The organism is Micromonospora sp. HM134, assembly GCF_007833915.1.
GTDB lineage: Bacteria > Actinomycetota > Actinomycetes > Mycobacteriales > Micromonosporaceae > Micromonospora > Micromonospora wenchangensis.
Genome location: NZ_CP041061.1, coordinates 1,362,288 through 1,381,534 on the forward strand (window position 1 = coordinate 1,362,288; position 19,247 = coordinate 1,381,534).

A 19,247-nucleotide genomic window follows, 5' to 3' on the forward strand; every position below is an offset into this window, starting at 1 on the left:
ACATCAACTGCGCAGGGTCACCGACCATGCCCGGATACCGTCGTACGAGAAACCGAGCGCCGCGTCCACCCGCGCATTCTCATGTCGGCCCCGGAGTACCCCGGCCCGTGCAGGGACGAAGAAGGCCTTCAAGTCCGTGTGTTCGAGGACTAGGGTGCCGGCCTGGGGGGATCTAATCGCCGACACTTTGGCCGGCATGACACGCAGGGTGGCGGGGATCTCGTCGCCGCGGTCCCGGTTCCACGTCGACGGCACCTCTGAGTAGTGGACTAACTGGCTGAGTCCGTCGCCCTTGCCCAGCCATTCATAGCTGAACTTACGGTTGCCAAACGATAGGGAAAAGTCTCGGCACCGGTCAATCTTCCGCTGGGCCTCTCGCGACTGGCTCCTCCGCCCGTTGATCACCTGAAGGACCTCGATGATGTAGTCATACAGATATGCCTCGCGGGAACCCCGCTGCATAGCCCAGTTCGATACCAGTTCGCTAGCCCGATCGAGGGTGGCGGCACCGCTGCGGGCAGCCCGTAACCAGTCCCGCAGGCTTGCCTCGTCGGACGGATCGTCGCGGAGGTTGTCTTCGAGCAGGGCCAGCACACGTCGCCAGTCGTCGCGGCTCAGTTTCTTCCAGTCACCGGCCCGGCGGACGTATACGCGGGCTAGTCGGCGCCGAATCGGCGACTTGAGCACGTCCGGGCGGTCGAGCAGGTTGCGCCAGCCTTGGAGGAGAGCGGTGTAGTCATCGTACAACTGCAGGAGTTGGACGCTGGCGGCTTGAGCCCGGGCGGACATGGGATCGGCACCCCGGATCTCCTGTACAGAGTCCATCGCTCGTTCGGCCCGCTCCACCAGCTCGCGGTATACCGACGAACCGGGCAGGGCGAGGAACTCGCTGAACGAGGCGCGGCCTGCGCTGTGGCGGGCCACATCTATCGTCGTGACGGCTACGGATACGGTCGCGACGTGTGGGTATTCGGACTTGTCATCGAGTTTCGCGGCAGCGTCGAAGTCGCTAAGGGCGAGCTCGGTCAGTCGAAGGATCTCACCCTCGTCGCTCTCTTTGGCTTGGGCTAGTCCCCGCAGTCGCCGGGTATAGATCATTCCTCGAATGTGGAAGAGGACCGTGTCCGCGTCGTTGATGTCTAGCGCCCGCTTCGCCGCCTGCAAGGCCCCGTCGGAGTCACCAGCGTAGCTCAGCAGACGACCATAGTGTGCCCAGTAGTGGGCCTCTCCTGGAAAATGTTCGGCCAGTTGGCGCATCACCTCGAGACGGCCCTCGTTCGAGGGGATGCCCTCAAGGAACTCGGAGAACGAACGCTGTCGCTCACCACTGAGGAGTTCTCTGTTTTCGCGGTTGATGAACAGTCGGTCTAGAAGATCGCGGATGTCGTCGGGCGGCTCCTCCCCGAAGACCGTGCTCGCCTGTGCGATGATGTTCGACGCTATACTTGACAAGGACAGACGCCATGCCTCCGCCGCGGCTCCCGAAGGTGTGAGTAGCTGCCGGAGCGATTCCTCGGCGATCAACCAGTGGACGGTGCGCCAGTATCCCGGTGCCTCCTCTGCGAGCAAGTTCTGCACAGCATCGCTGAGGTGCTTCTCCAGGATGACGGCCTGATCGTCCTTGGCCTGCAGGATTTCCGCGAATAGGTCCGACGCCACGCTGACACCAGCATAGCGATGGGCTACGGCGATGAGGACGAACACCGTCCGGTCAGTGTCCGAAATTCTGGCCAGTGATCGGCGGACGTGTTCGGCGAGTCCGTGGAATTCCTTCTCGAAGGCCACCAGACCGAGGTAGAAGGGAACGGCCGTATTGAGGCCGGGCTGGATCGCCCGAAGGCTGTCAGCGCGCTGGGGTGCATATTCGACATACCGGCTCACCAGGCTCGAGAGTTCGGCGCGGGTAGCGGCTGGGCCCAGGTAAAAGCTCCTGGGTCCGGCTTCCCGTGGCTTCTCGAACCGCCGGCCAACCACGACGACGACCGCCGGGACCGAGTCACCGCGCAGCCGGTTGTAGACGCCTTCTGTAACGGCATCGGTCGTGTTCTCGAGGACGACGAGCACTGATAGCCCGCTCAGCTGACTGAGACGGCTGACTCTCTCGGCCAGTCCATAGTCGTCGTGGGTTCCAGTGCAATAGATGGTCGGGAACTCGCTGTGCAAATCCCAGGCGAGTCGACGGCCCAGGGTCGTTCCGCCTGCGCCGGGGAAATGCATGAGCGCGATTCGGCGCGTGTCCCGGCCGGCGAGGTCTACGCGAACCGCCTGCTCGAGGTCGTCGGCGATTCCGGGCCTTACATCCAGCCCCAGGCTGAGTTCGAACCATGTCACCGGGCGGCCCTGCAGGAAGCCCCGACCGGTGTTCTCGGTGCTGCCGGCCATTGTGCCCGACGGCGAGTCGAGCAGGTCGGCGAACTCGCGGAACCACTGCGCGTCCTCGGCGGCGAGAAGTACTGGCCCGTCCAGGCCGGGAATCGTCGACGGGACGGTGTCACGATCCTCAAGGGCGGGAAGGTTGTCGAGTAGTTTCCCAGGCTCGATCGCGATGTGCTCGTCGACGTAGTCATCGATGCCACTGGGTGTCGCGCTCACCAGCACCATGGTCGACCGACCGCCGAACCGATCGTCGAAGGCCTGCACGATGGCGCCCACGCGCTTGTCCGGGTCGCCTAAAACCACCAGGGCGATCGGCCGGGAGCTGAACCGAGCGAGAACGCTGACCGACTCTTCGATCAAGGGCAGGTTGTGTCGGCGCCACGAGCGATGGTTCATCCCGCCCCTGGCACCCACCGCCTCGGCATCGTCGCCGAAGACTATCCATGTGGTCGATCCATGCCGAAACTCGGGATTCTGCCCGTTGGTCACGAGGCGGTGAAGTCTGTTGCCTTGCTGCCGCGCCGACGCCAATGGCCCAGTGGTGTCGATGTCCGGGTCGAAGGACATGACAGCGGTCCAGGGCAGTTCCCCTAGCCGCGTGCTGCTGACTCCGGGGGAGAGAAGAGCGACCACCGAACGCATGTCGTTGAAGACACCTGAAGTCCCGAACAGCCGGTCAATTCCTTTGCGTACCTCCTCGTCGAGTTGAGGGCCGCACACGGGAACCGTTCCCGGGTCGGGCGGGAACTCAACGGCTTCCTGTCGCCTGAGGTATTGGCCGAGTGCCCGGCAGGCGAGCTCGAAGTACCAGAGACGCAGCGCCTCGGTTGCCTTGACCCGGCCGACACCCTGCAGGGCCGCGCCCACCAGAGCTAGCTGGACCTGGTCGTCCCAGTCGTCGTCCATGCCGGGAGCGGCACCGACCTGCCACTTCTTCGCAGCGTGGCGGATGCTACGCACAACGTCCCGCGGTGACTGGAGGCCAGACGATACCCCGTCGGCGTCGGTCAGAAGGACGTCCAAGAGTTCCTCACGCCGGGCTGGTGTGTCGTCGAGGTACTCGGCGACGACCGCCAGTGCTAGATACATGAGGTCTTTCGCCAGCGAGGCCGAGGGCTCGTAACTCGACAGGTCAATCAGGCGGAAACCGTCGGGCGACGGGCTCGGGCTCACAGTCAGCAGTACGTTGCCCGGATGAAGATCGCCGTGGGCTCGGCCGAGGAGCCCGAAGAACGCGGCGTCATCCGGCCAGAGGGTCGAGTCCTCGATCCAGAACAGGGCGTTCGGCACCACGGTTGCGAGACGGGTGGGAAAGCGGATCCACGGCGCAGCCTCTAGCTTGTGGGCATGGTTGAACCGGGTCAGCGGGCCCTTCTTGTCAGCCCTCGTCCCGAGGTCCGAGCGAAGAACCTCGTACGGCGTCATCTTGCGAACGCCGGGTGCGGGATTCCACCCAGTGAGTAGCCGCGACGTGATCTGCCTGGCCATGTCGGCCAAGCGGCTGTCGCGGATGATGCTCGACAGAGGCGCGACCTGCCGCAGCGAGTCACCAGCGACGGCCTGGAATAGGACCCGCCACTTGGTGTTGCTCTCGACGGTCTCGAAGGGTCGTTGCACCAAGTGCCGCTCGGCGAAGTCCGGCGGGGATTCGGCGAGTGCCTGAGAGTGCAGCCGCGGTTCCCGTGACGTCGATCGTTCCGGCGGACACGCCTTGAGAATTACCTTGGCTGGCCCGCCTGCGCCGGTGATCACGACCACCGCCACGGGAGCGGCTGTGTTACCCCCGGTCAACCACCGCTCGTAGTGGATGGCGTTGCCGGTATCTACTTGCCACTGCTCGAGGGCATCCACTACGGACTTGTCGAGCCCGACGGCGAGGTTGGCGTCGAGGTGAGACCCGCTCATGTGAGCACCTTAGAGGACGTCGTTGCTCTCAGTGAGCCCCATGGTGGACCGCTAGCGTGCTGGAGCTGGTCCTGGCAAGACACTCCGAGGTAGATTGATCATCGCTGCAGCCCGCTCCAGTTCCGCAAGCTGGTTCGCACGGTCGCCAACCGCGTGGCGGGTAGATGATCGTAGACGGGCGGCCGGTACGAAAGCGACGCACCCCCATGGCCGTGCATGGGAAGGACGGGGATTGGCATGGTCATCGCCTGCGCCCGGCCGGGCGCACCCGGTCACCTCGCCGATACCAACCCCTGCCGATCGTGGCGGTCGCGATGAGGGTGGACGCTGGTCGTAAACGTGCCGATGGTGCCCGCCCCTGAGCGGGGGGGGTCGGTGGATCATGGCAACGCGCTGTCGGCACCCCTCGTTTACCCCCCGAAAACCCACATCGGCGGGTGACATGCAGTGACAGGAAGCGATCACTGCACTGGCATGTCTGGTCAGCTCAGTGCCAATTCTCGACAGACGACGACGGTGTTGGGGTCGCTACTTTCGGTAACCGCGGGTTCGGGGTTCGAGTCCCTGGCGGCGCACCACCAAAAAGGCTCTGACCTGGGGTTTCACCCTGGGTCGGAGCCTTTTGGCGTTTCTGTTGGTGGTTCGGTGTCTCGGTGGGTGCTCGGGAGCCGTTGGACCGGTCGCCGTTTGTCGGGATGGGGCGCGGTCGTGGTGGACGGCCTCGGTCAGGTTCTCGTGGCCGCAGGTAGTGGGACGGACCTTCCACTGGCCGGTGCAGGGGCCGGTGTGGAGGTCGGCAGTCTGGCGAGACTCCGGCTGGGACTGGATAGGGCTCTGGCGTCGGCAAGTGTCGCTCATCCGCACACCAGGCATGCTCCCGGCGCTGATCCGGACGACACGGTGGCCGGCGCGGCCCGCGACCCCCGTCCGGCTTCCGGCAGGCCCTCGGTGGTTCGAGCGTCCCGTGCCGGTCACCAGTGTTCCGGAACCGGCCCGGGTCGATCCGGTGGGGCTGCGCGCTGAGGCCGGAGCGAGCTGACAGGTTCTGCGGCGGTGTGCCGTGGACGGGGTGGCGGGCGACTGGGCTGCATCACTAGTGTCCTGAGTGGACGGTGCTCCGGTGGTCCGAGCATGATCGGGCTTCGAGAATGCCATCGTCCACCCGACAATTCGGAAGATTCGCAGGATCGGCTACCGCCAACGGACCGTTGAGAAGCCTTTCGGTCCCCCGAGGCTCGCCGCTCGCAGTGTCGATCGAACCTCTGGAGGGCCTGGCGCATGGATCCGCAGCCGCGTCCGTTTCCGCCGAGTGATCCGTCAACCGCCCAGGTCCTCCCTCCGGCCTATGGCTTCCCTTCGGCCTACGAGGTTCCGTCGAGTGCGCAGTTGGTGCCAGTGGGCTCGGGGGAACATGCGGTGCCGACTGCGGGCGGGCCGATGGCACGGGACGGGGCCAGTTCGGCAGCAGCCCGGATGGCAGGGGCTGCCGGGCACGCCGTGGGGGTCGCGGGGTACCAGACGCTGCGTGGCGCCAAGGCGGCCGGTACCGGTATTAGACGTTTCTTCATCGGTGTCGGATACTTCTTTCGCGGTGGCAAACTGTTCATCACCACGCCTGGCCTCTGGACGTTCGTGCTGCTTCCCCTCGCGCTGACCGGCCTGGCGCTTCTGGGGTTGCAGGAAGCCGCCGGGGTGCTGGTCGAGCGGCTCACCGGTTGGTTGCTCGGGTTTCTGTCCGGCTGGCCCGAGGTCGTGCGGTGGATCATCGACAAGGTGCTATGGGTCGCGGTCAGCCTCTTCCTGCATGGCGCGATGACCGCGCTCACTGTGCCGCTGACCATGCTGTTCGGTGCGGCGTTCTTCCCGGCCCTGACCCGCGACGTGATCCGGCGCACCGGCGGGACGAACCAGGGCGCGCCGTCGTGGTACCGCTCGGCGGCGGTCTGCCTGCGTCAGACGGTCATCGTCACCCTGGTTCTGCACGTGGGCTGGCTGATCATTCTGCCGCTGCTGTGGATCCCCGGTGTGAACCTCGTCGCGGCCTTCGGGGGAGGTCTGCTGTTCAACGGCTTTCTGATCGGCTCGTTGGTGCTCGCCGTGCCACTGCACCATCATGGCGTGCGGGGTGTCGGCGAGCAGATGCGCTTCGCTTGGCGGAACCTCGGCTTCACGCTCGGCTTCGGTATGACCAGCATCTGCGTCCTGATTCTGCCGGTGTTGTCGCTGCGGATGCTCACGCTGCTGCCGATCAGCCCGGTGTTCGCGGCACCGGGCGTCGCCCTGTATCTGCTGACCGCACCTTCCACCCTGGTCGGGGCGGTCCTGCTACACCGGCGGATCGAGTTGGCCGGCAAAGCCGGAGTGGCCGGCGACGTCGACTCCGCCGAGAGCGTTCGGGCATCCGGGAATGCGTGGTCGACCGAGCCCGGCGCACTGCCGGCCGCGCATCCTGCGGCCCAGGCTTGACACCCTTCGGGAGATCACCTGATGTTCCGGTGTCTCCCCGGGCCACCCATGCTCTGTCGCTGATCTGCGTGTACAGGGGGCATGGCTGCAAGTGGAGGGTCTGGCCGCCGCCCGGGTCCGTCTGCTGATGACCTGTGGCCGTGCGCGGCCGGGCAGCAGTTCTTCACGGAACTCCTGCGCCGGCCCAGCTCGGTCGAATGGCTGGCCGAGACTGAGTGCGTCTACGAGGAATCGAGGCTACCGGACCTGTTGGCCGACCTCACCCCCGCATAGCTGGGAGGTACTTGATCCGGGTATCCAGTTCAGGGTCAGGGGCACGCTGCTGTTGCGGCTGCTTTCGGGGTGCGGCTTGGGCGTATCCCTATGGGTTCGTCAAGCAGCGATCGGCGTTGTCGGGCGGGATTGGTAGGGGGTCTGGTCGCGGAGCACGGCGAACAGGACGTCGCAGCGGTGTCGGTCGGGGTAGATGAGGATGGCGTTGTGGCATTTGCCTTCGGCTCTCTCAGACACGGCGGCCGGTAGTGCGGTGCCCAATTCTGTCGGTAACCGGACTGAAGTCCTCGCTCGGGTATCCGTGGTCGGCTGGATGGCCGCCGTGCTGATCTGAGTCGTCGATGTCCGGTCGACGACTACGGCGCTATTTTCATCGGGCAGTCATGATGCCGGGGGAGAACAATGGGATATCGCTTCAACGCGCCGCCGAACTGGCCGACGCCGCCTGCTGGTTGGGTGCCGCCCACGGGTTGGACGCCGGATCCTGCCTGGGGCCTTCCTCCGCCCGGGTGGCAGTTGTGGATTCCGGACGTGCCAGCTCCGGCACCGGCGGCACCCGTTACGGCCGTCGCGCAGGCTGCTGGTGCTCCTGCCGTCGTCCCGCCGCAGCGCAATGGGAGTCCGGACATTCCTCTGTTCGGTGCTCGGGGCAAGGCGCGTGAACTGGCCGTGGAGAACGCGCAGCTCCGCAGTGAGCTGGACCAGTTGCGCGTAGAGCTGACGGGCTTGCGGGCGGAGATGTCACGGCTCGGTGTGCTGTCAGCGATGGAGTTGGAGCGGCACCGGGACCGGCTGACCCGTGAGGTTGCCGACCTGACCGCCAAGGGCGAGGCGCGGAAGGACGAGCTCGATCGGCATCTGCGCGAGCTCCGGCAGCAGATTGTGGTTACTGAGGAGACGGCACTGCTGCAGGAGGCCGGTGTCTATCAGTATCGGCATCCCCTGTCGGACTCGGTGGCCTATAAGAGCCAGCTCAGCCGGCTTCAGGACCAGATCAAGGCGATGACCAAGAGGGACGGGGGTGCGGTCAAGGCCGCCACCGGATGGACGGTCAACGGCTCGGCCGCCGAGGGGCGGGTCATGGTCCGGGATTTCTCCAAGCTGATGCTCCGTGCCTACAACGCGGAGGCCGACAATCTGGTGCGGGGGTTGAAGCCGTACAAGCTCGACTCGGCGGTGGATCGGCTGGGGAAGGTGACGGCCACCATTGCCAAGCTCGGTAAGACGATGCAGATCCGGATTGCCGGGGAGTACCACCGCCTGCGGATCAAGGAGTTGGAACTGACCGCCGATTACCAGGAGAAGTTGGCCGAGGAGAAGGAGCGGGACCGGGAGGAGAAGGCCCGGCTGCGCGAGGAGCGACGCGCGCAGCAGGAGATCGAACGCGAACGCGCCCGGCTCGACAAGGAACGCCAGCACTACGCCAACGCCCTGGTCGCCTTGCAGGCCAAGGGTGATGCCGACGGTGCCGCCCAGATGCAGGACCGGTTGGCCCAGATCGACACGGCGATCCAGGACGTGGACCATCGTGCCGCCAACGTCCGGGCCGGCTACGTGTACGTGATTTCCAACCTCGGCGCGTTCGGCGAGAAGATGGTCAAGGTCGGCATGACCCGTCGCCTGGACCCGCTGGACCGGGTGCGCGAACTCAGTGACGCCTCGGTGCCCTTCAACTTCGATGTGCACGCCCTGTTCTTCTCCGACGACGCTGTCGGTATCGAGGCGCAGATGCATGCACGGCTGGCTGACCGGCGGGTCAACCTGGTCAACCACCGCCGCGAGTTCTTCTACGCCACGCCGGAGGAGGCCAAGGAACACCTGCTGGCGTTGACCGGCAGCCTGTTGCAGTACGAGGAGGTCCCGGAAGCCCTCGAGTACCGGCAGAGCCTCACCCAGGTCCAGGAGAAACCGGTCACGACCACATGACATGCAGAGGTTGGGTGGCGGGCACCCGCTGAGCCGGTGGGTCCAACGGATCAGTCGCGCCTGCAGCCGTTCTGACAACTGCCACCAGCAACGGTCGCCGGCCAGCCGCTTTGACCTGATCAACTGGGTAGTCGAGAGGGAGAGATTCGTATGTCGTCGGTCGGGCTGTTCGCCTACGGGTCAGCGGGCGGACGCGCAGGTGTCGACCTGGGTGAGGTGCCGTTCGTGGTAGTGGACGTGGAGACGACCGGGCTGTCGCCGACATCCGACCGGATCGTGGAGATCGCCCTGGTTCGCGTCGAAGAAGGCCGGGTGGTCGACGAGTGGGCCACCCTCGTCGACCCCGGCCGCGACCCCGGGCCAACCTTCATCCATCACATCACTGCGGACATGCTGTCCGGGGCACCCACGTTCGCCGACGCGGCCGGCGAGATCCTGTCGAGGCTTGACGGTGCCGTGGCGGTGGCCCACAATGCCCGCTTCGAGGAGGGATTCATCGCGCAGGAGTTCACCCGGGTCGGCATCAGCACCGCCCCCCTGCCGGCGGTGTGCACCCAGCGGCTGGCCCGACAGGTCCTGGCCGCGCCGAACTTCCAGCTCGTGTCCTGCTGCACAGTGTGCGGTATCGAGCTGCACGACGCCCACACCGCTCTCGGTGACACCCGGGCAACCGCTCAGCTCCTCACCAGGCTCCTGGCGAACGCGCCCGCCCTGCGGTTCCCGTCCGCCCCTGCCCCGCTGCCGCGGTATCCGCGCCTCGCCCAACCCCGCACCCGGGTCACCGGCCTACGCAAGGGTACGGACGGCTGGATCCATTCGCTGCTGGGGAAACTGCCCTACTCCACCGGCGACGCCGAACCCGCCGCTACCGAGGCGTACCTCGCTGCCGTCGGAAGCGCGCTCAGCGACGGCAAACTGACCGGCGTCGAAGCCAAGGTGCTGGCGCGACTGGCCGGACAGGCCGGCATGGGCGCCCAGCAGGTACGGGCCCTGCACCACCGCTACCTCGACGGACTGCGGGACGCCGCACTCGCCGATGACATCCTGACCGGCACCGAGTACCGACAACTCGTTACCGCCGCACGACTGCTCGGGGAACCGGACTACTTCGCGGATCTCGCCGCACCAGGTGGAGAGTCCATGGACCGCACCCCGGCCGCCAAGCAGAGAGGACAACGCGTCTGGTGCAGCCCATCAGTGAACGCCGATGTCCGTGACCGCCTCACCCAGGCCGGCTTCGTCGTAGCGCTGAACCTGACCCGCAACGTCGTCACCGCCGTTGTCGCCACCGCTGACCGGGACACCACGAAGGTCGCGCGAGCACGCGAACTCTCCATACCGATCCGCTCCGATCTGGCCCTCGACGACATGCTGGGGACCGCCGCCACGTCTTCCTCGCCATCGCAGCAACCCGACAGCACAGCCGTTGACGACGTGGAACCGACCGGGTCCCGTATCGAGCCGACACCGGTCGCTGTGGCGTCCGTGCCCACTCAACGAGTGCCGCAGGTGATCGCTGGCTGGTACCTGGACCCGTCAGGGCGGTGGACCTACCGCTTTTGGGACGGCCAACACTGGACCGAGAAGGTCAGTGCCGGGGACGGCCGTACGTGGTCGGACAGTACGGGTCTGCCGCTGTGGTGTACGCCCACGACGGACGGCCTGGTCGACGGCTATCAGCCCCACACCCTGACGGACCAGATCATGACGACGCAGAAGACCGACATCCATGCGGCACTGCTCCTGACCGTCCGATGCATCGACGCGGTGGAGAACGACTCACGTATCAACGGATACGGGGTGGCTCCCTGGTACTACGAAAGGGCCGCCATCATTTTCGCCCGGCTGGGCGATCCCGCCGCCGAAGTTGCCGTGCTCGAACGTTTCGCCCGACAGACACATGCTCCCGGGGTCACGCCTGCCCGACTCATCGACCGCCTTCGCAGACGGCGTCAGGCCACCACCACTACACCCAGCAACGATCCCAGTGGCGGCGCTTGAACCCGGACCGGCAAGGCCTTTGCCCCCGTACACATGAGTATCGACGAGCCCGAGTCTCGGTCGGCCGCCCGGGGGCCGATGGACCGTTCGACCTGTGGTGGCCCGCTCTCGGGCCGGTGCGGACACGGCTCGCCGCCGGTGCGGTACGCCTGCAACCAGGGCCGCAGGCAGGTCCGCCCTGATCAACTACCCTGGCGGAACCTGCAACCGAACCGGAGGACGAACATGGCCCGTCCCTACGAGCCCGGACCGAAACAGTTCGTCTTCACCGTCGGTGACGGTGACGATCAGCAGGTCTCGGTGGGTGACCCCCAGCAGGCGTACATGGCCTTCTCCGCGTTCTTCCGGGGACGGGAGGCCGAGACCTACACCATCAGGGACGAAGCGGCGGGGCAGAGTTTGGTGCTCATGCCCGGTCGGGGGGTGATCTCCCGGATCGGGGGAGCGGACCAACCCCGGGCGGAATATCTCCAGGCCGGTCGGGCCAACCGCTACCTGCCGAGCGCCATGCTGTTTTTCGAGAACGGCTACGCCGGCCTTGACCGCTTCGGTCAGTGGTTCTCCGACCTTTCCGCCCTCGACGCGTCGCCGGAGACCCGGGGTGCCGCCTTCGCCGCGACGATCACGACGGAAGCAGCGGCATTCCAGGAGGTCGCCCGGATTTGGGCGGACTCCGGCTGCGTCGACCCGAGCGACCGGTACCACGTCTTCTTCGACGCGCATGGTGTCGACGACGACCGGGCCGACCGGGCCACGTTGCTCAAACTTATCGAATTCGTGGGTCTCGAACGGGTCGACGCCCCGGCCGGGGCCGCCGGGGGTGAGGTGTGGGTGCGCACCGACCCGCGCCTTGAGGTCGAGTGTGCCCGGTGGTCGTGAGCGAGGTCGTTTTCACACGTAGCGGCTGGCTTCCGGGCGTGATCCGTGAGGACGGCGAGTTGAAGCTGATGCTCGCCGCCGGGGCCGACGCCAACCACGAGCCCCGGACCTTCACGTTCCCGATCTCCGCAGCCCATCTTGCGGTGATCCGGGAGGACCTGGCCCGACACCTGCTGCTGTGGAGTGCCGTCCTGCCGCTGTGTGACGCGGCCGGAACCCGGGGCCGGCTCGACGAGAACGCTGCCGTCGCGCTCCTGGACCCGGTCCTGTTCTCCCCGCCCGCGGAGGTCGACGCGCTCTTGCGGCGCATCCGGTGGGACCGGGACCGGCTCGTCGCCCATGGCGCGGACCTCGACCTGCTTGAGCGGGGTGAGGTCTGTGCGGCGCTGCGCGCGGCGACGGAGCGGGCGGACGAGACACGTGTCCAGGAGCACCGCGCGGAGCGTCGTCGCGCCGAGCGTGGGGTCGTCCTCGGGCCGCTCGACGCGCAGGTTCTGCGGTACACGGGCCAGTATCTGCACGGTGCGACCGTGCCGGGGCGGAAGCCCGACGCCGTCGACCCCGCTGTACTGCCGGAGGTCATGCGGGTGGTAGCCACCGCCGAGCAGGCGTGTGTCGGGATGCGGATCGGTCTCGATCCGCGCCGGGGAAACCGGGCGACCGACAAGCGTGACTGGGATCGGCTGGAGTCGACCGTGGACGCGGCCGTGCGTCGCGCGTTCCCCGGGCTCGCCGACGACGCGGTGCGTACGGTGAGCTTCCTGATGTGCTCGGAGGCTGCGGACCGCGCCCGGAGCACACCGGTCGACGATGACGACGGGACCGTCGACCACCACGTCGACCCCGGTGGGGGTGCGCGGCGGACGGCCCTGTCGTTCACCGACGACAAGGGCGGCCAGAAGACCTGGGTACGGGACGGTTCGCGTTCCGCCTCCGCCGAGTTCTGGCAGTTCGTCGCCGATCGCTCCGCCTCGGACAACGAGGTGTTCACCATCGAGGACGAGGAACGCGGTGAGGGGGTCCAACTTCACTTCTACGCCGACTCCATCGCCCGGATCACCACGGTGAGCCCCGGTGAAGGCGGGGCGGATCCGCAGTACCGGGTCGAGTACAGCCTGGTCGACGGGATCGGCGGGTACCGGACGCTGGTGAGCGCCTTCATCCGTGGCGGGTGCGCCGCACTCGAACGGTACGGTCCCTGGATGTCGGATGTCGCCGAGTTCGAGCGGGCGCGGCGTCAGCGCGACGCCCGGTAGCCCGGGGGAGGGCGGATGGTGGCGCAGTCACGTGTTCGTGTTCAGGGGGACCTCTACCACCCGGTGGTGCCGGCCGGTGCCGTCTACGTCGGGCGGCAGGGGTTCGGGTTGCGGCGTTCTCCGTGGGCCAATCCGTTCAGTCTTCGTGAGTATGACCGGGCTGAGGCGCTGCGCCGGTACCGGCAGTGGCTGATCGGGCAGCCGGAGTTGGTGGAGCGGGCGCGGCGGGATCTGGCCGGGAGGCAGTTGGCGTGCTGGTGCCGGGTGGAGGACCCTTGCCATGCCGACGTGCTGGCCGAGATCATCGGTTGACGTGTAGCCGGTACCGGGTGGTGGACCGCCGGGGCGCGTAGACGCCGCCGATGCTGAAGGACTGCGGTCTCGCCGCCTGGTTGCCGACGTAGAAGGCCACGTCACGGTCGGCGGCGCAGAGCCGGGTGTAGAACCTGTGCCGGAGCCGGTCGGCGGCCTCGGCGTCGGTGAGCTGCGTCAGCCGACGTTGCAGGGCGACGAATTCCCAGTCCCAGAGGGTCTGCCGGTGTCCCCGGCATCGGCGGTCCGCGCACCGGTAGCGGTAGGTGCCGGTGAATCGCGGTGCCTCCAGCGGGCTGGGCCTGGACGACTCCAGCAGGTCGAGCTGGTCGAGGTAGCTGGCGATCTTTCTGCGCTCCTCCGGCGACCAGCCGTCCCGTCGCTTGACCTGGAGGTTCGTGACGTCGGCGACGCGGATCAGGGCGATCGACCGCGCGCGGTGGTCGTCGCGGGCCCGTTCGTTGAGTCGGCACATGGAGTCCTCGACGAGCGGGTCGAGAAGACTGCGTCGGGACTGCCCGCTGGCGAGGTGCCGCTCGGTGGTGATGGTGTCCACGATCGGCCGCCAACTCTCGCGGCGTTGGTCGCGACGCGCCGGCAGCGCGTTGAGGTGGACGATGTCGTACGTGCGGAACCTGCTGTCGGCGGCGAGTTCGCGGAAGTGGATCGGGTAGAGCCGGATCCAACCCGTCCAGGGAGGGGCCAGGCTGAGCGCGCCGACGCAGACCGTCTCGCCGTAGCTGGTGGAGGGGCTGGGTGCCGTCTTCACGGTGATCAGGAGGCGGAGTGTCGCTGGCCGGGTGAGGACCGGCCTCGGGGGCGGCGGCGCGTCGGTGCTCGGCCCCCACAGCGGAAGTTGTTCCAACGGAACCACCACCATCGCTCAATGTGTCCGAGTGGGCACGTGCAGCTACATAGACAGCTTTGCATTCATGTCGACGGGGTGCCACCCCGGATGCCTGCCTGGCCGCCGGTCCGCCGCCGCGCCGATCGCCGGCGGCGCTCGGCCGGCCGGGCGCCGCCCGCGCGGCATGCCGGCCGCTGCCGCCGTGGCGCGCAATTGCCCTCGATGAGGGGAGCCGGCATCGACAAAGATCGTCGCGCATCAATGGAAAGAATCGATTGACTTGATATCGACGCCACGTAATGTGTATGGGGGTTCGGCCGTTCCGGGCCGATCGGCGGCAGGAGACTCTGATGGGTGTACGACGACGGCGCAAGCCACGGCCGGCCACGGTGATCGGGCTCGCCGGATCTCTCGTGGTGGGGCTGCTGGTGACCCAGGCGGGCGTCGGCCCGGCCGCGGCTGCCGCCGACGGGCTCACCCTGACCGTCGACGTGTCCGCCGCCCGGCACCGGATCAGCCCCGACATCTACGGCATGAACGGCGGGGACCCCGCGCTCGTCGCCGAACTCGGCACCCCGGTGGCCCGCTGGGGCGGCAACGCGAGCAGCCGCTACAACTTCACGAACCACACCTACAACACGGGCAGCGACTGGTACTTCGAGAACATCGTGGCCGGCCCCGACAACACGGTCGAGGCGTTCGTCCGGCGCAACCGTGACCAGGGGATCAAGCAGGTCGTCACCGTGCCGTTGATCGGCTGGGTGGCGAAGGACTCGCCCTCGTCGCACCCGTTCGCCTGCGGGTTCCCCGCCACCCGCTTCCCGGAGCAGGACTCGTTCGACCAGTGGGACCCCAACTGCGGCAACGGCCGGCACGCCGATGCGAACCTGACCGGCGCGGTCCCCACGGACACCTCGGTCCCGGCCGGCCCTGCGTTCGCGGGCGAGATGGTGTCCCATCTCGTCAACCAGTTCGGCCCGGCGGCCCGGGGCGGCGTGTCGATCTACGAACTCGACAACGAGCCGGTCCTGTGGAACTCCACCCACCGCGACGTGCACCCCGAGCCGGTGAGCTACGACGAACTGGGCGGCAAGGGCACGGCGACCGCCGCAGCGATCAAGGCCGCCGACCCCCGTGCGGCGGTGCTCGGCCCGTCCGGCTGGGGCTACTGCGAGTGGGTGGCCTCCGGGCTGGACGGCTGCGCGCCCGGCGCGGACGCGGCGGCCCACGGCGGGCTCAACCTCTCCCAGTGGTACCTGAAGAACATGAAGGACTTCAGCGACGCCCACGGCGGCCGGCGCTTCCTCGACTACTTCGACCAGCACTACTACCCGCAGATCAGCGGCGGTAAGGACCCGGACTCCAACGCGTTGCGGCTGCGCTCCACCCGGTCGCTGTGGGACCCGACGTACGTCGACGAGTCGTGGATCGGCCCCGGCGGGGTGAACGCCCCGCCGTTGCAGTTCATCCGCCAGATGAAGGCGTGGGTCGCCCAGCACTACCCCGGCACGAAGGTCGCCATCACCGAATACAACTGGGGCGCGCTGGACGACATCAACGGCGCACTCGCCCAGGCCGACGTGCTAGGCATCTTCGGGCGCGAGGGCCTGGACCTGGCCACCATCTGGGGTGAACCGAAACCGACCGACCCCGGCGCGTACGCGTTCCGGATGTACCGGAACTACGACGGCGCCGGCGGCAGGTTCGGCGACGTGAGTGTGTCGGCGGCCAGCAGCGACCAGGGGCAGCTCGCGGTCTACGCCGCGCAACGCTCGTCCGACCGGGCGCTCACCGTCATGGTGGTCAACAAGACGGGCCAGGATCTGACCTCCCGGACCGCGCTCGCCGGATTCCACGGCGGCGACCGGGTGCAGCGGTTCAGCTACGGTCCGGCCGACCTCACCTCGATCGTCCGGGGCGAGGACCTCCGGGTGAACCGGGGCGGCGTCAGCGCGACGTACCCGGCGAACTCGGTGACGTTGCTCGTCCTGCCGCAACGTCGCCACTGACGCCGCGCGCGGACGCGGGCCCGTGCCCTGCGGCGTCGGTGTCCGGCGTCAGTTCCGCCAGGAGCCGGGTGACGTGGTCGCGGATCTGGTCGCGGACCTCGCGGACGACGGCGAGGGGTTGCCCGGCGGGGTCGGTGAGCGGCCAGTCCTCGTAGCGTTTGCCGGGGAAGACGGGGCAGGTGTCGCCGCAGCCCATGGTGACGATGACGTCGCTGGTCCGGGCGGTGTCCCGGTCGAGCAGGGTGGGCTGCTCGGCGGTGATGTCGATGCCGACCTCGCGCATGGCCTCGACGGCGACGGGATTGAGCCCGGCGGCGGGCGCGGAGCCGGCGGAGCGGACCTCGACGCTGTCGCCGGCGAGGTGGCGCAGCCAGCCGGCGGCCATCTGGGACCGGCCGGCGTTGTGGACGCAGACGAACAGCACCGACGGTGGGATGGTCATGGCGGGCCTCTCCGGGGGTGTCAGCTGAGGTTGGGGCTGCGGCGTTCGACGAGCACCACGTCGCGCCACCGGCCGTGGTGGCGGCCGAGGCGTTCGCGGGTGCCGACGGTACGGAAGCCGCAGGCGTGGTGCAGGGCGAGGCTGGCGGTGTTCTCGGGGAAGATCCCGGACTGGACGGTCCAGATGCCGGCCTGTTCGGTGGAGTCGATCAGGCGTCGCAGGAGCAGCCTTCCGACGCCGCGTCCCCGGGTGTCGGGGTGGACGTAGACGGAGTGCTCGACGACTCCGGCGTACACGCACCGGTCGGAGACCGGCGTGCAGGCGACCCAGCCGAGCACGGCGGCGTCGTCGAGCGCGACCCAGCGGTGTGCGGGCGGGCGGGTGGCGGTGAACCGGGCCCAGGTGGGCGGTTCGGTCTCGAAGGTGGCGTCACCGGTGGCGATGCCGTGCCGGTAGATGTCGAGCACGGCCCCGGCGTGGTCGTCGGTCATCGGGACGACCTCGGGTGGACGGGAGGCGCTCACGGGGCGGCCGGCTCTGCGGTCGCCGCCGGGGCGGTCGTCGCGTCGTGGTGCCGGACGGTGGGGTACCACCAGGCGGTCGCGGCGACCGCGACGACCACGGCGACCAACTGCGCGGTGACGAACCCGGCGGCCGAGGCGGGGGCGATGCCGGCGAAGGTGTCGGTGAACATGCGGCCGACGGTGACCGCCGGGTTCGCGAACGAGGTGGAGGCGGTGAACCAGTAGGCGCCGCCGATCCACGCGCCGACCGCCAGTGGCGCGAGGGCGGCACGTCGGGTGTGCGCGAGCGCGGCGATCAGCACCAGCAGGCCGGCGGTGGCGACGATCTCGCTCAACGCCGCTCCCGGGCCGTCGCGCCGGTGGGTGGCGACGGTGACGGCGGGGAGCCCGAACATCAGGTGCGCCAGCACGGTCCCGCCGACCGCGCCGGTCACCTGGGCCACGACGTACGTGCCGAGGTCGCGGGAGGTCAGACCGACGCCGGTGCGGCGGGCCCGCCACCAGTCGGCGATCGACACGACCGGGTTGAGGTGGGCGCCGGAGACCGGGCCGAAGACGAGGATCAACGCGCCGAGGGCGAGCGCGGTGGCGAAGCTGTTCTCCAGCAGTTGCAGCCCCACGTCGTCGGGGGAGAGACGGCTGGCGGCGATCCCGGAGCCGACCACGGCGGTGACCAGCAGGCCGGTGCCGACCAGTTCCGCCGAGGCCCGGCGGGCCACCGCCCCCGGCCGGTCGGCGGTCACCGGGGGGACCCGGTCGCGGTGGCGAGGGCCGAGACGTCGAGGAGCCGGGACAGGGCGGCGAGGCGGGCCGGGACGATCCAGTAGTAGACCCAGGTGCCCCGCCGCTGGCAGTCGATCAGCCCGGCCTCGCGCAGCACCTTCAGGTGGTGGGAGATGGTCGGGCCGGTGAGGGCGAACGCCCCGGTCAGCTCGCACACGCACACCTCGCCGCCGGAGCGGGCCGCGATCAGTGACAGCAGCCGCAGGCGTACCGGGTCGCCGAGGGCCTTGAACCCGCGGGCCAGCCCGGCGGCGTCGTCGTCGGTCAGGGACTCGGTGACCATCGGGGTGCAGCAGGCCGACGGGTCGGCGGGGACCGGCACCTCTTGTCTAGACACCGGTCTAGTTTGACAACCATCTAGACAGAGTGCAACCTCTGCCTAGACAGTCATCTAAACAGCCGGAGGTACGCCGATGTCCCGCGTCCAACTCGCCCTGCGCGTCGCCGACCTGGAAGCGTCGATCGCGTTCTACGCGAAGCTGTTCGGCACCGAGCCGGCCAAGCGGCGGCCCGGCTACGCCAACTTCGCCGTCGCCGAGCCCCCGCTGAAGCTGGTGCTGATCGAGGGCGACCCGGGTCGGCCCACCGCGATCGACCACCTCGGCGTCGAGGTGTTCGACGGCGCGCAGGTCACCGCCGCCACCGACCGGCTCGCCGGGGCCGGTCTGTTCACCCTCACCGAGAACGACACCTCCTGCTGCTACGCCGTGCAGGACAAGGTCTGGGTTCGCGCCCCCGGCGAGGAGCGCTGGGAGGTGTACGTGGTCAAGGGTGACTCCGACGCGTACGGCGACTCCGCCCCGGCCGACCGGCCCGTCGGTCAGCGACCCGCCGCCGTCGGCCCGGGCGAGGGGGCCGGCTGCTGCCCGTGACGGGGTCCGACGCCCGTCGACGCCCCGCCCGCCGCTGACAGAAAAGGGGCGTGACCGGCGCCACCGATCACGATTACGCATAGGTGGTTGACAATTGGTGGTTGCCTCCGCCGATTCCGACGCCTACGCTTCAGGACAGCATTCCGTGACCACGGGCAGCAGCGTGTGCACGGGCGGCGGGAGTTCCCGGTGGCAGGGAACGGACCCGACCGCCCGACACGTGGACCCTGCCGCCGTCGGTCGCGGCATCTTCCCAGGAACCCGCCAACGGTCGAACCGCCGGGAGCGCGTCACGCCTCCCGGCAGGTCGAACCATGTTCGTAACGGCGGGTTCACTGTCGCACCCCCGGGACGACTGTCCAGCGGACATGGCTGT

General features: G+C 68.3%; 13 protein-coding genes and 1 pseudogene. 8 read left to right on the top strand and 6 right to left on the bottom strand.

Annotated elements, in window-relative coordinates; translation table 11 throughout:
* Positions 1-3: 3 nt before the first annotated feature.
* Positions 4-4,281: a lipopolysaccharide assembly protein LapB gene (locus FJK98_RS06420; RefSeq protein ID WP_145918203.1), complete on the bottom strand. Its 4,278-nt coding sequence runs from the start codon at positions 4,279-4,281 to the stop codon at positions 4-6.
* 1,473 nt (positions 4,282-5,754) lie between these two features.
* On the opposite strand from FJK98_RS06420, the gene FJK98_RS06430 reads away from it, so the two are divergent.
* From FJK98_RS06430 to FJK98_RS06460, 6 genes are all read left to right on the top strand, one after another.
* Positions 5,755-6,747, top strand: a complete 993-nt coding sequence (locus tag FJK98_RS06430; RefSeq protein ID WP_168222391.1) for an EI24 domain-containing protein — start codon at positions 5,755-5,757, stop codon at positions 6,745-6,747.
* Positions 6,748-7,422: 675 nt separating this feature from the next.
* Entirely contained in the window at positions 7,423-8,946 is a 1,524-nt protein-coding gene (locus FJK98_RS06440) for a DUF4041 domain-containing protein (protein ID WP_240762650.1), read from the top strand.
* 150 nt (positions 8,947-9,096) lie between these two features.
* Complete coding sequence (locus FJK98_RS06445; protein ID WP_145918206.1) at positions 9,097-10,947, top strand: exonuclease domain-containing protein; 1,851 nt, start codon at positions 9,097-9,099, stop codon at positions 10,945-10,947.
* Between the two features lie 225 nt (positions 10,948-11,172).
* A complete protein-coding gene (locus tag FJK98_RS06450) occupies positions 11,173-11,826 on the top strand; it encodes a DUF6357 family protein (protein WP_145918207.1) in 654 nt (217 codons plus the stop codon).
* Positions 11,827-11,864: 38 nt separating this feature from the next.
* Positions 11,865-13,082, top strand: a complete 1,218-nt coding sequence (locus tag FJK98_RS06455) for a DUF6357 family protein (RefSeq protein ID WP_145918208.1) — start codon at positions 11,865-11,867, stop codon at positions 13,080-13,082.
* A 15-nt stretch (positions 13,083-13,097) separates the two neighbouring features.
* Complete coding sequence (locus FJK98_RS06460) at positions 13,098-13,394, top strand: DUF4326 domain-containing protein (protein WP_145918209.1); 297 nt, start codon at positions 13,098-13,100, stop codon at positions 13,392-13,394.
* Here the strand turns inward: FJK98_RS06460 and FJK98_RS06465 are convergent.
* On the bottom strand, positions 13,384-14,274 hold the full coding sequence (locus tag FJK98_RS06465; protein ID WP_145918210.1) for a hypothetical protein: 891 nt from the start codon (positions 14,272-14,274) through the stop codon (positions 13,384-13,386). The two genes, FJK98_RS06460 and FJK98_RS06465, sit on opposite strands and share 11 nt — an antisense overlap.
* A gap of 317 nt (positions 14,275-14,591) precedes the next feature.
* On the opposite strand from FJK98_RS06465, the gene FJK98_RS06470 reads away from it, so the two are divergent.
* The gene (locus FJK98_RS06470; protein ID WP_145918211.1) at positions 14,592-16,250 is read left to right on the top strand and encodes a glycoside hydrolase family 44 protein; all 1,659 of its coding nucleotides are present in this window, start codon (positions 14,592-14,594) and stop codon (positions 16,248-16,250) included.
* A gap of 43 nt (positions 16,251-16,293) precedes the next feature.
* Here FJK98_RS06470 and FJK98_RS06475 read toward each other — a convergent pair.
* The 4 genes and pseudogenes from FJK98_RS06475 to FJK98_RS06490 all read right to left on the bottom strand — a co-directional run.
* Positions 16,294-16,692, bottom strand: a pseudogene (locus FJK98_RS06475) (arsenate reductase ArsC); the annotation flags it as partial.
* Positions 16,693-16,712: 20 nt separating this feature from the next.
* The gene (locus FJK98_RS06480) at positions 16,713-17,183 is read right to left on the bottom strand and encodes a GNAT family N-acetyltransferase (protein ID WP_145918213.1); all 471 of its coding nucleotides are present in this window, start codon (positions 17,181-17,183) and stop codon (positions 16,713-16,715) included.
* A 29-nt stretch (positions 17,184-17,212) separates the two neighbouring features.
* Positions 17,213-17,959, bottom strand: coding sequence for an MIP/aquaporin family protein (locus tag FJK98_RS06485; RefSeq protein WP_145918214.1), 747 nt, complete (start codon positions 17,957-17,959; stop codon positions 17,213-17,215).
* Entirely contained in the window at positions 17,956-18,336 is a 381-nt protein-coding gene (locus tag FJK98_RS06490; protein WP_305070090.1) for a helix-turn-helix transcriptional regulator, read from the bottom strand. Before FJK98_RS06490 ends, FJK98_RS06485 begins: the two co-directional genes overlap by 4 nt.
* Before the next feature lie 76 nt (positions 18,337-18,412).
* On the opposite strand from FJK98_RS06490, the gene FJK98_RS06495 reads away from it, so the two are divergent.
* Positions 18,413-18,871, top strand: coding sequence for an ArsI/CadI family heavy metal resistance metalloenzyme (locus FJK98_RS06495; RefSeq protein ID WP_145918215.1), 459 nt, complete (start codon positions 18,413-18,415; stop codon positions 18,869-18,871).
* The last annotated feature ends 376 nt before the right edge of the window (positions 18,872-19,247 follow it).